Consider the following 13,756-nt stretch of genomic DNA (forward strand, 5'->3'; position numbering starts at 1 on the left):
GACGGAAGTCCGAGAGGATTCCGCTGCCGGGTGTATTTGGATTTTGTATCCAAAGTATTTACATTCCTCCTTAGAAACTGTATGATGGTAGAAAATTCTGAAAACGTTTTCAGAAGCATTCGGAGGAGCTGTTTGAATGGAAGAAAATCGAAAACTGCCGCTTGAAGGGCTGCGGGTCATCGATGCGTCGACGGTGCTCGCAGGGCCGATGCTTGCGACGTACCTGGGTGACTTCGGAGCGGACGTCATCAAAGTCGAGCATCCGGCGGGCGACCCGCTGCGCAACGCCGGCCGGCACAAGGACGGAGAATCGCTCGAGTGGAAGCTCGTGTCGCGCAATAAAAAGCCCATCACGCTGAACTTCAGCACCCCAAAAGGCCAGGAACTGTTCCATAAGCTCGCCGAAGGAGCGGATATCGTCATCACCAATTTCCGGCCGCAGACGCTCGAGAAGTGGAACATCACCTATGAATCGCTTTCCCGGCTCAATCCGGGGTTGATTCTCGTGAAAGTCTCAGGATTCGGCGAAGACGGGCCGTACAAAGAGCGTCCGGGGTTCGGCACGCTCGCCGAAGCGATGTCCGGGTTCGCGCAAGTCAACGGCTTCCCGGACCGGGGGCCGGTGCTGCCGAGCTTCGCGCTCGCCGATTACGCGACGGCGCTCATGGGGGCGTATGCCACGATGGTCGCGGTGTACGAACGCGACCATTCGGAAGACGGACGGGGGCAGTACATCGACTTGCCGATCTACGAAGCGCTCATGGGAATGCTCGGCAACCAGGTGATGGAATACGACCAGCTCGGCGTCATCCCGGGGCGCAAAGGCAACCGCACAGGCTGGACGGTGCCGCGCAATCTGTACGAAACAAAAGACGGGAAATGGCTCGCCATCTCCGGTACCTCCCAGCCGATTGTCGAGCGGATCTTCAAGGCGATCGGCCGGGAGGACCTGATCGCCAATCCGAAGTTCGCGAACAACCAGAAACGGCTGGAACATGCCGATGAGCTCGAAGCGATCATCGCCGAGTGGATGAAAGGCTATACGCAGGAAGAGGTGCTGGAGCGGTTCATCCGCTTTGATGCGACGATTGCGCCGGTCTACACGGTCGAAGACATCGTAGAAGATCCGCATTTCAATTACCGCGGCAACATCGCCGAAGTGCCGGATGCGCATTTCGGCAGCGTCAAGATGCTCAATGCGGCGCCGAAGCTTTCCCGCACGCCGGGGGAGATCCGCCATGCAGGCCTTGAGCTCGGCTCTTCCAACCGGGAAGTGTACGGCGGGCTCGGGCTCAGTGACAGCGAAATCGAAGCGTTGAAAAAGGACGGCATTATTTAAAGGGAGGGGCCAAATGATGATCTACCGAAGTTTGATGTTCACACCGGGCACGAAAAAGGAGCGGCTGCTGAAATCCGTCAGCAGCGAAGCGGACGCATTGCTGTGGGATCTGGAGGACGCGGTCCACATAGACGACAAGGAAGGCGCGCGGGAAACCATACGCCAAGCGCTTGAGGAACTGGGCGACGGACCTGCGAAACCTATCTTCCTGCGGGTCAACCAGTACGGCACGCCGTGGTACGTGGAAGATGTCAAGCTGGCGCGGCATGAAAACGTCACGGGCATCATGCTGCCAAAAGCCGAAAGCGCGGCGCAGGTCGCTGAAACCTGGGAAGGCATGGGTGCTTCGGGTGAGCTAATCGTACTCGTCGAGACGGCGCTTGGAATCATCCGCCTTGAAGACATCTTCAGTGGCCCGAACGTCTCCGGCGTCGCTTTCGGCGCCATCGATTACGCGGTCGACGCCGACCTGACGCTGACCGAAGCCGGGCTTGAGGCGCTTTACGCGCGGTCCCGCATCGTCACGTACGCAAAAGCTTTCGGCATCCCGGGCATTTACGACACCGTATTCCCCGATGTCCACAACGATGAAAGCCTGCGTACGCGTGCCGCGTCGGCGCGTGCGCTCGGCTTCAACGGCCAGATGGCGATCCATCCGAAGCAACTGCCCATCATGCACGATGTCTACAGCCCGTCCCGCGACGAAATCGACTGGGCGATGAAAGTGCTCGATTACGCGGAGAACGAAGCGAAAGGCGCCGGCGTCTTCATGCTCGACGGCAAGATGGTCGACCGGCCAATCATCGAAAAAGCGAAGCAGATCTACAGCGCCGGCGAGCGCTACCAGCTCATCATCGGCGGCTGACGGCAAAGGAAAGGAGAGGAAGTGATGGAGCCCCATCGCTTCCTCTCCTTCTTGTTTTCGCATGCTTGTATTGAAGTGAATAAGGATTCTGCGATTAGCAAATCCGGTTTTTTTCTGCCTACTGTGTTATAGTTTATTCAGATTTTCTGCATGGAAGCCATGCGCGGGGCGGGAATTGAAAATAGGGCAGTCTGGCAAACAGTCAGAAGCAGGTGGAAGGAAGTGGAACATGCAACAGAAGATACCGGAACTTGCACTGGAAATCCGTAAAGGAGCCGGGGCCCATGTCTTTTACCTGACGGAACAAACGGGATTGTATATCGAGAACGTACTGGTTTTCATTTTGGACGGAATCAAGAACGAAGACTATGTTCTGATTGTAGAAAGCAAGCGGCTCACTCCGATCATCAAGGAGCGCCTGCAGAATATATTGACAGCAGAAGAATTCGCGAAGGTTTATTTTTTCGACAATTTCAATCTGTATTGGCAAAAAGGCAATTTTATGCCGAGTTCCATTATTGAATACTTCCGGGAAACGTTTGAAACCTCCCTTTTAGAGGAAGGCAACTTTCGGACATGGGGGCATATTGAATGGAGCACCCAGGACAGTCTGGAAGAAGAACTTTTGACGTATGAAATGGAAGTTGGCCGTTTGATTTCAGAGCACAACCTGATTGCCGTATGCGTATACGACGCGATGCGGGTCAATGAGGACCTGCAGGAACAACTGGGCACGTACCATAATTACCTGATGAAGGATGACGAGATTACAGCGTTATAAGCCGAAAAGAAGCAGCGAGTGGCGGATTTTGCCATTGCTGCTTCTTTTTATGGACATTTGCGGGCTGAGTATTGGAAGGCATGCATAGAACAAGTAATGTGAAATAATGAACGCATCATTTGTTGCGCCATTTGAACTGGACGAAAGGAGCATCCATCATGAGCGGTGCTCATTTCAAATGAATTACGGAAGTTTATCACTGGAACCCAAAAGCGTCCGCAGAATGCCTCATCCCTTCTGCGGACGCTTTCTCTTATTTCACTGGTCCTTTATTGGTCTCCGTCAGCGCAGGATTCACCGCGAAAATTTTGGCGTTGACGCCTGTGATGCCGAATCCGGCCAACCGTTCCGTATGCATTTTCACATAGTTTTCAGCGGTTTCTTTGGTTTCGAAAAGGTAGATGCCGCCGGCTTCCTTGGTCTCGGGGCTTTCCGTCCAGATTTTCCAGATGAAGCCTTCTTCGTCATTGATGCTTTTCGCCAGATCCGAAAATCCGGCGGCCATCTCATCTCCGAACGGTCCGTCCATTTTAAAATCCACTTGTGCGATATACGCCATGTTTTTCTCCTCCTGATTATTACTTCGTTGTGTAATACGCTTCGCCGAGGATTTCCTTCTCCTCGTAGCTGCCGGGCGAAAGCTCTTTTCCGATAAAAGCGGCAATGCCTGTTTGGTTTACATCATACATGACTTCAATTTCTTTGGAAAACAGCAGTTTTTCCTTTTGGAGCAAATGCGCAAGCGGCGGCTGCGGGGCTGCTGGCAGCTGTTCCTGTCCTAAAACTTGTTTCAAACCGTCCACATAAGCTTCAAGCGGCCGGCCGCCGGTGATTTTCACGCCCTGGTTATCTTCATTGACCATGATGATGGTCGGGAAGCCTCTGGCGCCCAAGCTTCTCGCGAGTGCGAAATCCGCATTCAGCGCCTGCTGCCCGGCCGGACCTTCCGCTTCCCGCACAATGGCTTGACCGTCGAGTTTCATCTGATTGATAATGTCGGCCAAAACCGGGAGCTCTGAAATGTTCCGGTTGAATGCGAAAAGCGCTTCTCGGGCACGGCGCAGGAATTCCGCGGCTTTTTCCGGGCCATGCGTTTCCTGGATCACTTTAAAGGCGCGGGACGGCGGATACGAAGACTGCACCGGGTTGTCGACCATGAGCGAGCCATCAATCGGCATTCTGGAATGTTCGCCGACTTCCCGCCAGTGGGGCGCCACATCGGCCGGCTTGTAGATGCCGTTCGCCGGGTCGATGGGTCCGTCATGCCATTTCTCCAGCAAGCCGCCCATCACCGTCTGGACGTTAAGATAGGTGCCGTACTGTTCCATAAAACGGCGAAGCACCGGTTCGATCGCCCAGCAATGGGAGCAGATCGGGTCGGTCACATAATACAGCGTGGCTGTTTTCTGCGGCCGGCTAAAATCGATCAGACCGGTTTCTTCTTCCTCGGCCACTCCGCAAATTCCGGTTTCGAGATCACACATCATTCCGTTATTGTCCTTCATTCCTTTTTCCTCCTCGTTTCAGCTTGCCGCTTTGCAAGCCGGCAGCGCATTCTGGACTGGCAGGGTTGCTTTACATTCAAATCGTAAGCCATAATGAAAACAAACAACACCAATAATTCCGGCGATGTGTCGCTTATCCAACACATTGGCGATATTGTCTGAAAAGGAGTGGAGAAAATGGTGCAACCCAAGACGGACCCACGCGTCGTCCGCACCCGGAAGCTGATCATGGATTCTTTCATCACGCTATCGGAAGGGAAAGAATTCAAGGATATCACGGTAAAGGACATCACAGCGGAGGCCATGATCAATCGGGCCACGTTCTATTACCATTTCGAGGACATTTACGATCTGCTCGAAAAGGCCTTGAGCGAAGTGCTGCTGGTGAATCTGGATGTGGAAACGTATCAGGACGGGGAACTGGATGAAGAAACGATCGTCAAGATCTTTGAAGCGGTGACGAATTTCCAGAAGTCGCTGTCGCACCATTGCCACAGCGGCTATGAAGACACCATCGCCCGCATCATCCGCGAGCAGCTTGAAGTCCTTTTCCATCAGCTGCTCAGAAAACGAAGGGGTGCGGAAAACGAGGACGCGCTTAAAATGGCTGCGGTCATGCTGAGCTGGGGGATCTTCGGAGCGTCGGCTGAATGGAGACGGAACAGCAACGTGCCGCCGGAGGCATTCATCAAAGCGGCCATTCCTTTTATCCGGCATGGAATGGATGGCGTAGAATAGCCGCCGCATTTGAGGCAGGGAGAGGTTGACGATGACAGGACAAATCGAGAGGGTCGCTGCCCGCAAGTTTTTAGCCACATTCTTTTCGGTGTTCATCATGTTCATGGCCTGGAGCACCTGGAGCATTGCTGTGTCCGATGACGTGGTTTATGAGACAGGCACTGAATTTTCAGGAATGACGTTTGTATTCTTTCTTTACATCGGAATGTTTGTGCTGATTTATGGGAATCTGGTGTCGCTCGCCATCGAGGCCCTGCAGCGGAAGTGGTTTGAAGGGGCGGACTGGGCGTATGTCCTGATCCTCGGAGGATTTGGGGCGGCCATCGGTCTGCTGTTTCCGATTCCCCACTTCGTTTTCATCGGCGTTCTGACAGCCGTCCTTTATGGCATAATCGACAAATGGCTGCTGAAAAGGCAGGTGCAGGAGAAAGCGAATAAAGCATTCTGCATTGCGCCGTTCCTCGTCTTTTTGCTGCTGTGGGGCTATTTCCAGAACGCTTCTGCAGCACTGCCGCCCTATACGGCAGCGGAAGCTATTGGATTTGCGACCAGCGGGGAAGGGACTCCGATCGACCGGTTCCCGACAGAAGCAGGGACGTGGGAAGGGCAGGTTGAAGGCTACCAGGTGCGGAGAACAACCGCTGCCGAAAAAGTGGACGACGGCGTTTTCGAGGTGATCTTTAAAGAGGACTGGGAAACCGATGCGGCGGCAGGTTCCTGGATGATGTCCTATATTGTGGACCGGGAAAGTTCAATGTTCCACCGTGAAGAAGGGGTAATACCGCCTTATGAACGGTAAGGGACAGAAAATGGGACAAGGGAAATTGTTTCTAATTTCTGGAAAAACGTGTTAAGGTGGCCTCACGGAAGCCGGACAATTGCGCCGGTTCCTTTGAAAGTGCCTACCGTCCCTAGAGCAGAGATCTCATCATCTCTAGCCTGCTAAAGCCCTTGTAACAATCGCGTGCCGGGGAACGGCCGGTCTGCTGAGGATTTTGAATAAAGAATAGTGCCTTCCGCCTGAACCGGTGGAAGGCTTTTTTTGCGTCGATTAAACCTCGAAAGGAGCAAGCGCCTCAAGCGCTTGCTCCTTTTAAACGTGTTTTCTTATGAATTTCCACCGTTGTTATTGCCGCCGCTATTGCTGTTTTGTCCGCCTTTGCGTCCGGCTTCTTCCTTGCTCATCTTGCCGCCGGAATCGTTTCCATTACTATTGTTGTTGTTGTTGTTGCCGCCGGAATTATTGCCGCCGCTGTTGCTGTTCTGTCCGCCTTTTGATCCAATCTCTTCATAGAATTCCTTGCCGTGGCTCTCAGATGTTGCTTCGCCGCCTTTGCGTCCTGCTTCTTCGCGGCTCATTTTGTTATCATCGTTTTGGTTTGCCATGTTCAATTCCTCCTTAAGATTGTAATGACTTACACCCTTCTGATTCCCGATAGTTTTTGGGGAAAACGCCTTTTTCGCTTTTGTTAAGAACTTGTAATATTTCCCATATTCTATCAAGGTAAATACCTTGACGGAAGGTGAGACGGCGATAAAATTGCCTGGAATTTTCGTTATACCTTATTGTTCGAGCACGTTTAATGCTGCCGCCAGACGTTCCGCGAAATGTTCCGGCGGTTCCACTGATTCCAGGCAGACGCTGATGATATGGGGGTTCACGTTCTGCCACTGCCGAAAATCGGGAGGAAACGGAATCGGATGTTCGCTTAATGCCAGAAAGAAAGCCGGGTATTCCTCCGGAAGCAGGAACACTTCCGCTTTGTTGCGGGTTGCGCCATCTTTAAATTTTTTCTCGAACGAAATATCATGGTCGAGCACACAGAAGAAGCGCTGGCTGTCTGCAACGATTTCCAGCATCCGTTTCTTTTTCACGATGACTAAACCGGGTTCCTGTTCAATCTCTGCGTCCAATAACTGCGCGACTTTTTCTTTTGCGGACTCTACCGCCGTTTTCATTTCTTCCATTGAAATCCTTTCCTGTCCTGTCGGGTATCAGGATTTTTCCTGTGAAATTCGGTCCTTAAAGGCATCAAGGTTAAACGGAGGCATTCCAGCATTTCTCGAGAAACTCTTTTGTTGCCGGTGTCGAGCACAGAGCAAGCGGTTCATGCAGCTGCTGTAATTTCTCCACCATGGCTAGCCCGATGCCTTCGTTCCGGAAAGAAGGGTTGACGGCAATATCATGGACAGTGAATGTGTATTCTGCAATTTCAATTCCGATCGCGCCGATGACATCCTCATCCTGTTTCCATAAATAAAGCTGCCAATCCGGGTCCTGGCCATATCGCTCCAACGTTTTCTGAAGTTTAGGCAAATCAGGCTTGTCCTGCATAAATGACAACAGGCCCATGGCGATTTTTTCATTCGATTTCTTGTATTTGATCAACACAGACAACCTCTCCTAAAGATATAAAGTAGTCGAACGGCGCTTTTTGGCAGCCTCCGGGCATTTATGGTTAATAAAAAAACGCCAAAAAGAATGAAACATCCTTTTTGGCGTTATTGTCAGCGCTATGGTCTGCAATATTGTGCCGAAGCATTATGATTTTCGCTGAAAATAAAAGCCCCACAGAGTAAATGCCACTTCTCTCAGAAGAAGGGGATATTTCCTAACGCAAGATTATTACCTACAGAGTACCTAAAGAATTATACAAAGTAAAGAAGGATGCTTCGAGGGTTTCAGAAGAAAAGCTTCTATAATCTATTCCTGCAAAAATATATAAAAAAGAACAACAGCCTAAAAAGCCATTGTTCTTTGTGAACGGGTGCATCGGCAAGCGGGAAGAAGCGAATGCTAAGTTGTCTTTCCCAAAGCCAATACGGCGTACCCTTTATCTTCATCAAAGTTCCAGTCGACAAATATCCCTGTAATGGGCCGTTTCAGGATGCCTGTTAACTGTGAGTGCAAGAACAGATTGTACTCAAGCGGCCGTTTCGCCAGCTTCAGTGACTCTACCAAGCCGTTTTTGATAAACTCTTTCTCAAGCAAAGTGAAGATGCGGGAGCGTTTGATGAGGAGCGTCCGGTCGCTCAACCAGAAAAGTTCCGTCTTCTCCGGTTCTTTCTGGCCAAGTATGCTGACTCGGACAATTTCCTGATGAAGCGCTTTGGCGTCGACTTCTTTCGGCCACGGTTCCTTTCCGGGTACTTCTTCAGTTAATACGCCGAGCAGTACACCGGTTTTATCTTCCAAATTCCAGTCGGCGTATAATTCGCTGATTTCGAGTCCGGCCTCTTTCCAAAACATCCGCTTGAACTCTTCCTCGATTTCGATCATCAATAAATCCCGCATTTCAAGGACCCGGTTTCGTTCTTGCTTATCGAGCAGAATCTTCTCCATCGGTGCCAAAAAGTCCCGGGCCTGGATGCAGACATAAGCTTCTTTGATTGTGACATAGACGGAACAGGGTCCCTTGCCGAAATGAGACCGCAAAATCGCAGAGGTGAATCCGCTGATTGTCGATTCAACCGTTTTCTCTTTTTCCATGGTAATGCCCCTTTGAACGAAAGCATTCGATTCTCTCCGTTTGACCAAGTATAGGGGTCGCAGGCAGTATATACAAATTATTCTTATTATTAAGGGATGGAAACCAGTTGCCCTGGCTGCTGGATTTTCGGAAACCGGTTTTAAAACCGAAAAGGGGGTATGGAGTAGTAATCTGTCTTCTATTCATTAAGAAAAATGAACCAAGGGGTGGAGTCGATGACGTATTTGGATATTGGCTTGAAGCTGTTTTTCGGGTTGATCGCGTTGCTGCTGTGACGCGGCTGCTGGGGAAAAAGGAGATGTCCCAGCTGACGCCTTTTGATTTTATTTATTCCATCGTCTTGGGAGGCATCCTGGAAGAAAGCATCTACGACGACAAAGTTTCCGCGCTCCACGTATGGTTTGCGGTGGCCGTCTGGGGGCTCCTGCTGTTCATCATTGAAAAACTGACCAAGCGCTACGACAAAATCCGGATTTTCTTGAAAGGGGAGCCGTCGATTCTGATCCGCGACGGCGAATTCAACGTCAAGGCGCTGGAAGCGAACCATCTGGAAATGGAGCAGTTGCGCTCGATGATGCGCCAAGAAGGTGTGTTTTCGCTGCAGGAAGTGCGCGACCTGTACCTGGAGCCCGGTGGCACCATCAGTTTGAAAAAGTATGCGAAATCCGGTTCGGTCACGCCGGCCATGCTCAACCTGGACCCGGAAGACGAACCGCTGAATTTCCTCTTTGTGGATGAAGGGAAGATTAATGAGGAAATCCTGCGGTATGCCGGAAAGTCTGAAGAATGGCTGTATGATGAGCTGCAGAAAGAAGGCTATAGCAACGTGGAAAGCGTGCTGTACGCCGAATGGTCGGAACCGGGCGGCTTTTTCATCAAGCCTTATCCGAAAGACAACGGCGAGCAGGACAGCGGGAATTGAAAAAGAGGAGAAGCTTAACCACTGGCTTCTCCTCTTGCTTTTTATGTCGGGATGTTCGCGGCTTTCAAAGGCGCATGCCCGGAAACAGAAGCCAGCCTCTTTACCCCGTGAACACCTGGTCGTACGGATAGCGGTAATGCTCTTTTTTAGGTTTCACGAGCAGGAAGAACAACGTGAGCGGGCCGATCCGGCCGATGAACATGAGAACGCTCACCAGCAGCTCGCCAATGCTGCTCAAGTCGCCAGTGATGCCCATCGACAGGCCGACCGTCCCGAACGCGGAAACGACTTCAAACGCGAGCGGCAGGAACGGGATGTCTTCGGTGACGGCCAGCAAAAATAGGAACAGCCAGACGGTCAACACGCTGATCGCGGTGATCGCCAGGGACCGCAGGATGATCTCGATGCGGAGGGTGCGGCCGAAAATTTCCGGTTCGCGCTCGGACCGCAGGAACGAAATCGTCGCCAGCACGACCACGATGAACGTCGTCAACTTGATGCCGGAAGCGGTGGACGCGCTGCCGGCGCCGATAAACATCAGAATCATCGTCAGCAGCAGCGTCGGGTCTTCCATCGCGCCGTAGTCGACGACGTTGAATCCGGCGGTCCGGGGTGTCACGCCGGTGAAATAGGACACAAAGAGCTTATCGAACAGCGGCAGCTTGCCGATCGTTTCGGAATTGTCATACTCCAGCACCAACACCAGCACAGTCGCCAGAAAGTTGACGAGCACCGTACCAGTGATCATCAATTTCGTATGGAGGGACCAGTGGCGGAAGCCCTTTTTTTGAAAGACGTCGACCACGACCGTGAAGCCGATGCCTCCGACGATGAACAGGGCCGACAGCAGCAAGAGGACAAACGGATCGCTTTGCTGGCCGACGAGATTATCCGGAAACAGCGAGAACCCGGCGTTGTTGAATGCGGAAATGACATGGAAGATGCTAAGGTGCAGGGCATCCGCGAGCCCGTATTCCGGAATCCAGTACAGCGTCAGGGCGGCAATTCCGATGCCTTCGGCGGTGAACGCGAAGATCAGGATGTACTTGACCAGCCGGATGATGCCGCCGAACGAGTACTGGGAATAGGCTTCCTTCAAATAAAGCCGGTTTTGGAGGCCGATCTTTTTCCGGAACATCATCAGGACGGCCATGGCGAACGCCATGAGCCCGATGCCGCCGAACTGGATCAGCACGAGCAGGACGCCTTCCCCGAAGCCGGTCAAAACCGTTCCGGGATCGAAAACGCTCAATCCCGTCACCGTCGTGGCCGATGTGGCGACGAAGATGGCGTCGGTCCAGGAAATCGGCACAGTTGTGGCGGCGGGCAATTTCAGCAACAGCGTCCCCGCAAAGATCAGGAACAGAAAGCTGCCTGAGATCAGAAGCGGGGGTGAAATTTTGATTTTCTTTTTGGTGAGCTTTCTCATGATATGAGCGTCCTTCTTTCACGGAAATTTCGCCTTGGCCGCTGCCGCCGGAATGGAAGAATTAAAAAAGACCATTCCAAATAGAACGGTCTTAGGGGTTCCCTATGGCCTTCCTCTTTACAGTTTCAACGCTTGCGGAGTTAGCTGTCGGATTAGGGACCAAGAGTATCCCTTCTTACACAAGTAAGATTCACCCCGAGATAGCTGTAGCTATCGGAAATGGTTCCCCCGCTCGTAAACGATTCAGCGATTCAAAGGTTGTTGAGTTTCAGTGGTGATAAGCTAAAAAATACGCCTGTTCCCCGAGCTTGTCAACTTCTTTTTGGAACCGTGCAAAAAGGGGAGATGCGCTCAGCTGAGAGGGGCATGCCCAAAGAAAAAAACCCTGCGCTGGCAGGGCTCGTTCACTGTGAAAAATGGGCTTGGATATAAGCGGCTTCCTCCTCCTGGGTCATCAGCCGGGTGGCCTTGCCGATCGTGCCGCCGTGGAGGTGCCAGATCTTGTTGTGGACATCGACGGCATTAACAAAGTCGCCGTCCCGCCACGCCTCGAGGGTCCGGCGGTAATACGCCCGGTCCTTGAAGTCGCTCGCTTCGACGACCTCAAGCAGGCGGTCGATGTTTTCCTGGCTGATCGGCCGCGCTTCGCCCCATTTATCCTCGGCATAGACTTTGCTGTGGGTCATTTCATGGAGGAAAAACTGCAGCTTGGCTTCGTTCATCTTGCCGGACGTCTCCGCCTCGATGGTGCCGACGCCATCGAAAACCGCCGGCTGGATCCGGCTCTTCGCCTCGCCGGCTGCTGCAGGGCGTTCCTCCTCTTCCGGCGCTCCGTTCTGGATGAACAGGAAACCGGCGATTCCGATCAATGCGATGATCGCAATGCTGATCAAAGCGGTGGCCGCTGTCTGTTTCATGGATTCACTCCTCAAGTCGATTTTCCAAATGCACCTCCTTCCATTCTACCAGTTATGGAATTTTATTCCCAGAAGCGATTTTCTTCCGGGCGCCTGCAATGATACAATTCCAGTATGCACCCATACAGGCCAGCGATTGGCCGGACTGGAGGAACCCATGGATTTACGTACATATCTGACACTCGACGCTACTGCGATGGCGGAGGGAATCGCGAAAAAAGAGACGAACGCGGAAGAACTGCTCGCGCTGAGCTTCGAACGGCTGAAAGAAGTGAACCCTGCAGTGAACGCATTCACGTCCACCCGGCAGGAAGCGGCGATACAAGCGCTGGATGCCAATAAAACCGGTCCTTTTGCCGGCGTGCCGATGGCGTTGAAGAACATTTCGCAGTCCTTTGAAGGCGAGCCGCTGACTGCCGGTTCGAAGCTGCTGGAAGGTTCTGTTGCTAAGCACGATTCGCATTTCGTCTCGAAGCTGAAAGTGTCGGGCGTATCAATTGTCGGCCACACGAACACGCCGGAATTTGGTTTGAAGAACATCAGCGAACCGGAACTGCACGGCGCTTCCCGCAACCCGTGGAACCCGGACTTCTCTCCGGGCGGCTCAAGCGGCGGCGCGGCTGCAGCGGTGGCATCCGGCATCGTGCCGTTTGCCGGGGCAAGCGACGGGGGCGGCTCGATCCGCATCCCCGCGTCGTTTACGGGCCTGTTCGGATTGAAGCCGACCCGCGGCCGGACGCCGGTCGGGCCCGGCGCCGGCAGGCAGTGGCAAGGGGCATCGATCGACTTCGCTTTGACCCGCACGGTACGTGACAGTGCTGCATTGCTTGATGTACTGCAGACGGTCCAGCCGGAAGCCGCGTTCCAGGCGCCGCTATTTCCCGGGAAATATACGGACGCGTTGAAAGTGCCGGAAATGGGGTTGAAGATCGCCTTCACGCTGGAGTCGCCCGTCGGTACGCCGGTGTCCGAAGATGCCAAAGAAGCGTTGCAAAAAACCGTGCGATGGCTCATCGACGCCGGGCATGAAGTGGAAGAGGTCCACAACGGCATCGACGGCGTCCGCCTCATGCAGGACTATTACTTGATGAACAGCGGCGAGATGGCGCTCCTTTCGCGGACCCTTGAAAAAGCGATGGGGCGCCCGATGATGGCGCCCGATATGGAGATTGAATCGTGGCTCCTGAGTGAAGCCGGAAGGAACGTGTCGGCAGCCGATTATTCCGCGAGCCTTGCTTCTTGGGACGCAGCCGCTTCCAAAATGGCGTCGCTGCACCGCACATATGATTTCTATCTGACGCCGGCAACCGCGTTCACGGCGCCGAAGATCGGCGAACTGACGCATTCAGTAGAGTCGAAGGGGGCGCTCCTCGAACAATGGGCGAAAGCTGGCACGATGCAGCGCCAGCAGGACGTGATCTATGAGATGTTCCTGCCGAGCCTAACGTATACGCCGTATACGCAGCTTGCGAACCTGACCGGGCAGCCGGCGGTATCCGTTCCCGTCCACGTGTCGGGTGCCGGCCTGCCGATCGGCGTCCAGTTCATGGCGCAAAAAGGCGAAGAGCACCGGCTGCTGGGGCTCGCCGCCGCAATCGAAGCGAGCGGTTTGTGGGCCGGACAAAAAGGGAATCCGGCGCTCAGCCACTAAGCCCTTCAATGGAAAACGGCCTCGATATCAAGTATCATTAGACCTAACAGAACGTTAAAGGTGGTGGTATAAGGTGGCAATCAAAAATCTTTTGTCAGCGTCAGCACTCACTCATGCA

15 protein-coding genes and 1 riboswitch are annotated in these 13,756 nt (G+C 53.1%); of the genes, 7 read left to right on the forward strand and 8 right to left on the reverse strand.

Features of this window, described 5'->3' with window-relative positions:
- The first annotated feature begins 136 nt into the window (after positions 1-136).
- The 3 genes from ACTL32_RS04830 to ACTL32_RS04840 all read left to right on the forward strand — a co-directional run bounded on the left by ACTL32_RS04830 (position 137) and on the right by ACTL32_RS04840 (position 2,985).
- Complete coding sequence (locus ACTL32_RS04830) at positions 137-1,339, forward strand: CaiB/BaiF CoA transferase family protein (protein WP_441340392.1); 1,203 nt, start codon at positions 137-139, stop codon at positions 1,337-1,339.
- A gap of 13 nt (positions 1,340-1,352) precedes the next feature.
- Positions 1,353-2,204, forward strand: coding sequence for an HpcH/HpaI aldolase/citrate lyase family protein (locus ACTL32_RS04835; protein WP_441340393.1), 852 nt, complete (start codon positions 1,353-1,355; stop codon positions 2,202-2,204).
- 229 nt (positions 2,205-2,433) lie between these two features.
- Positions 2,434-2,985 carry an MEDS domain-containing protein gene (locus ACTL32_RS04840; RefSeq protein WP_441340394.1) on the forward strand — a complete coding sequence of 184 codons (552 nt, stop codon included), beginning with the start codon at positions 2,434-2,436 and terminating at the stop codon, positions 2,983-2,985.
- Between the two features lie 253 nt (positions 2,986-3,238).
- On the opposite strand, the gene ACTL32_RS04845 is transcribed toward ACTL32_RS04840, so the two are convergent.
- Positions 3,239-3,544 (reverse strand): monooxygenase, encoded by a 306-nt coding sequence (locus tag ACTL32_RS04845; RefSeq protein WP_441340395.1) that lies wholly within the window; start codon positions 3,542-3,544, stop codon positions 3,239-3,241.
- Between the two features lie 19 nt (positions 3,545-3,563).
- A complete protein-coding gene (locus ACTL32_RS04850) occupies positions 3,564-4,490 on the reverse strand; it encodes a DsbA family protein (RefSeq protein ID WP_441340396.1) in 927 nt (308 codons plus the stop codon).
- 177 nt (positions 4,491-4,667) lie between these two features.
- Between ACTL32_RS04850 and ACTL32_RS04855 the strand changes: the two genes are divergently transcribed.
- A complete protein-coding gene (locus ACTL32_RS04855) occupies positions 4,668-5,228 on the forward strand; it encodes a TetR family transcriptional regulator (protein ID WP_441340397.1) in 561 nt (186 codons plus the stop codon).
- A gap of 31 nt (positions 5,229-5,259) precedes the next feature.
- Entirely contained in the window at positions 5,260-6,027 is a 768-nt protein-coding gene (locus ACTL32_RS04860) for a hypothetical protein (RefSeq protein ID WP_441340398.1), read from the forward strand.
- 308 nt (positions 6,028-6,335) lie between these two features.
- Here ACTL32_RS04860 and ACTL32_RS04865 read toward each other — a convergent pair whose 3' ends face one another.
- The 4 genes from ACTL32_RS04865 to ACTL32_RS04880 form a co-directional block, all read right to left on the reverse strand.
- The gene (locus ACTL32_RS04865) at positions 6,336-6,614 is read right to left on the reverse strand and encodes a KGG domain-containing protein (RefSeq protein WP_441340399.1); all 279 of its coding nucleotides are present in this window, start codon (positions 6,612-6,614) and stop codon (positions 6,336-6,338) included.
- Between the two features lie 177 nt (positions 6,615-6,791).
- On the reverse strand, positions 6,792-7,196 hold the full coding sequence (locus ACTL32_RS04870) for a hypothetical protein (protein WP_441340400.1): 405 nt from the start codon (positions 7,194-7,196) through the stop codon (positions 6,792-6,794).
- A gap of 70 nt (positions 7,197-7,266) precedes the next feature.
- Positions 7,267-7,620, reverse strand: coding sequence for a GNAT family N-acetyltransferase (locus tag ACTL32_RS04875; protein WP_441340401.1), 354 nt, complete (start codon positions 7,618-7,620; stop codon positions 7,267-7,269).
- A 405-nt stretch (positions 7,621-8,025) separates the two neighbouring features.
- Positions 8,026-8,718: a DUF2294 domain-containing protein gene (locus ACTL32_RS04880; protein ID WP_441340402.1), complete on the reverse strand. Its 693-nt coding sequence runs from the start codon at positions 8,716-8,718 to the stop codon at positions 8,026-8,028.
- 299 nt (positions 8,719-9,017) lie between these two features.
- Between ACTL32_RS04880 and ACTL32_RS04885 the strand changes: the two genes are divergently transcribed.
- Complete coding sequence (locus ACTL32_RS04885; RefSeq protein ID WP_441340403.1) at positions 9,018-9,641, forward strand: DUF421 domain-containing protein; 624 nt, start codon at positions 9,018-9,020, stop codon at positions 9,639-9,641.
- A 100-nt stretch (positions 9,642-9,741) separates the two neighbouring features.
- Here ACTL32_RS04885 and ACTL32_RS04890 read toward each other — a convergent pair whose 3' ends face one another.
- Positions 9,742-11,070, reverse strand: a complete 1,329-nt coding sequence (locus ACTL32_RS04890; protein ID WP_441340404.1) for a TrkH family potassium uptake protein — start codon at positions 11,068-11,070, stop codon at positions 9,742-9,744.
- Between the two features lie 114 nt (positions 11,071-11,184).
- Positions 11,185-11,329, reverse strand: a riboswitch (cyclic di-AMP (ydaO/yuaA leader).
- 145 nt (positions 11,330-11,474) lie between these two features.
- Positions 11,475-11,987 carry a DUF6241 domain-containing protein gene (locus ACTL32_RS04895; RefSeq protein WP_441340405.1) on the reverse strand — a complete coding sequence of 171 codons (513 nt, stop codon included), beginning with the start codon at positions 11,985-11,987 and terminating at the stop codon, positions 11,475-11,477.
- Positions 11,988-12,144: 157 nt separating this feature from the next.
- Between ACTL32_RS04895 and ACTL32_RS04900 the strand changes: the two genes are divergently transcribed.
- Positions 12,145-13,638, forward strand: coding sequence for an amidase (locus ACTL32_RS04900; protein ID WP_441340406.1), 1,494 nt, complete (start codon positions 12,145-12,147; stop codon positions 13,636-13,638).
- The last annotated feature ends 118 nt before the right edge of the window (positions 13,639-13,756 follow it).

Origin of the sequence: Planococcus sp. FY231025 (assembly GCF_052078085.1) — a bacterium.
In the GTDB taxonomy this organism is placed as follows: domain Bacteria; phylum Bacillota; class Bacilli; order Bacillales_A; family Planococcaceae; genus Planococcus.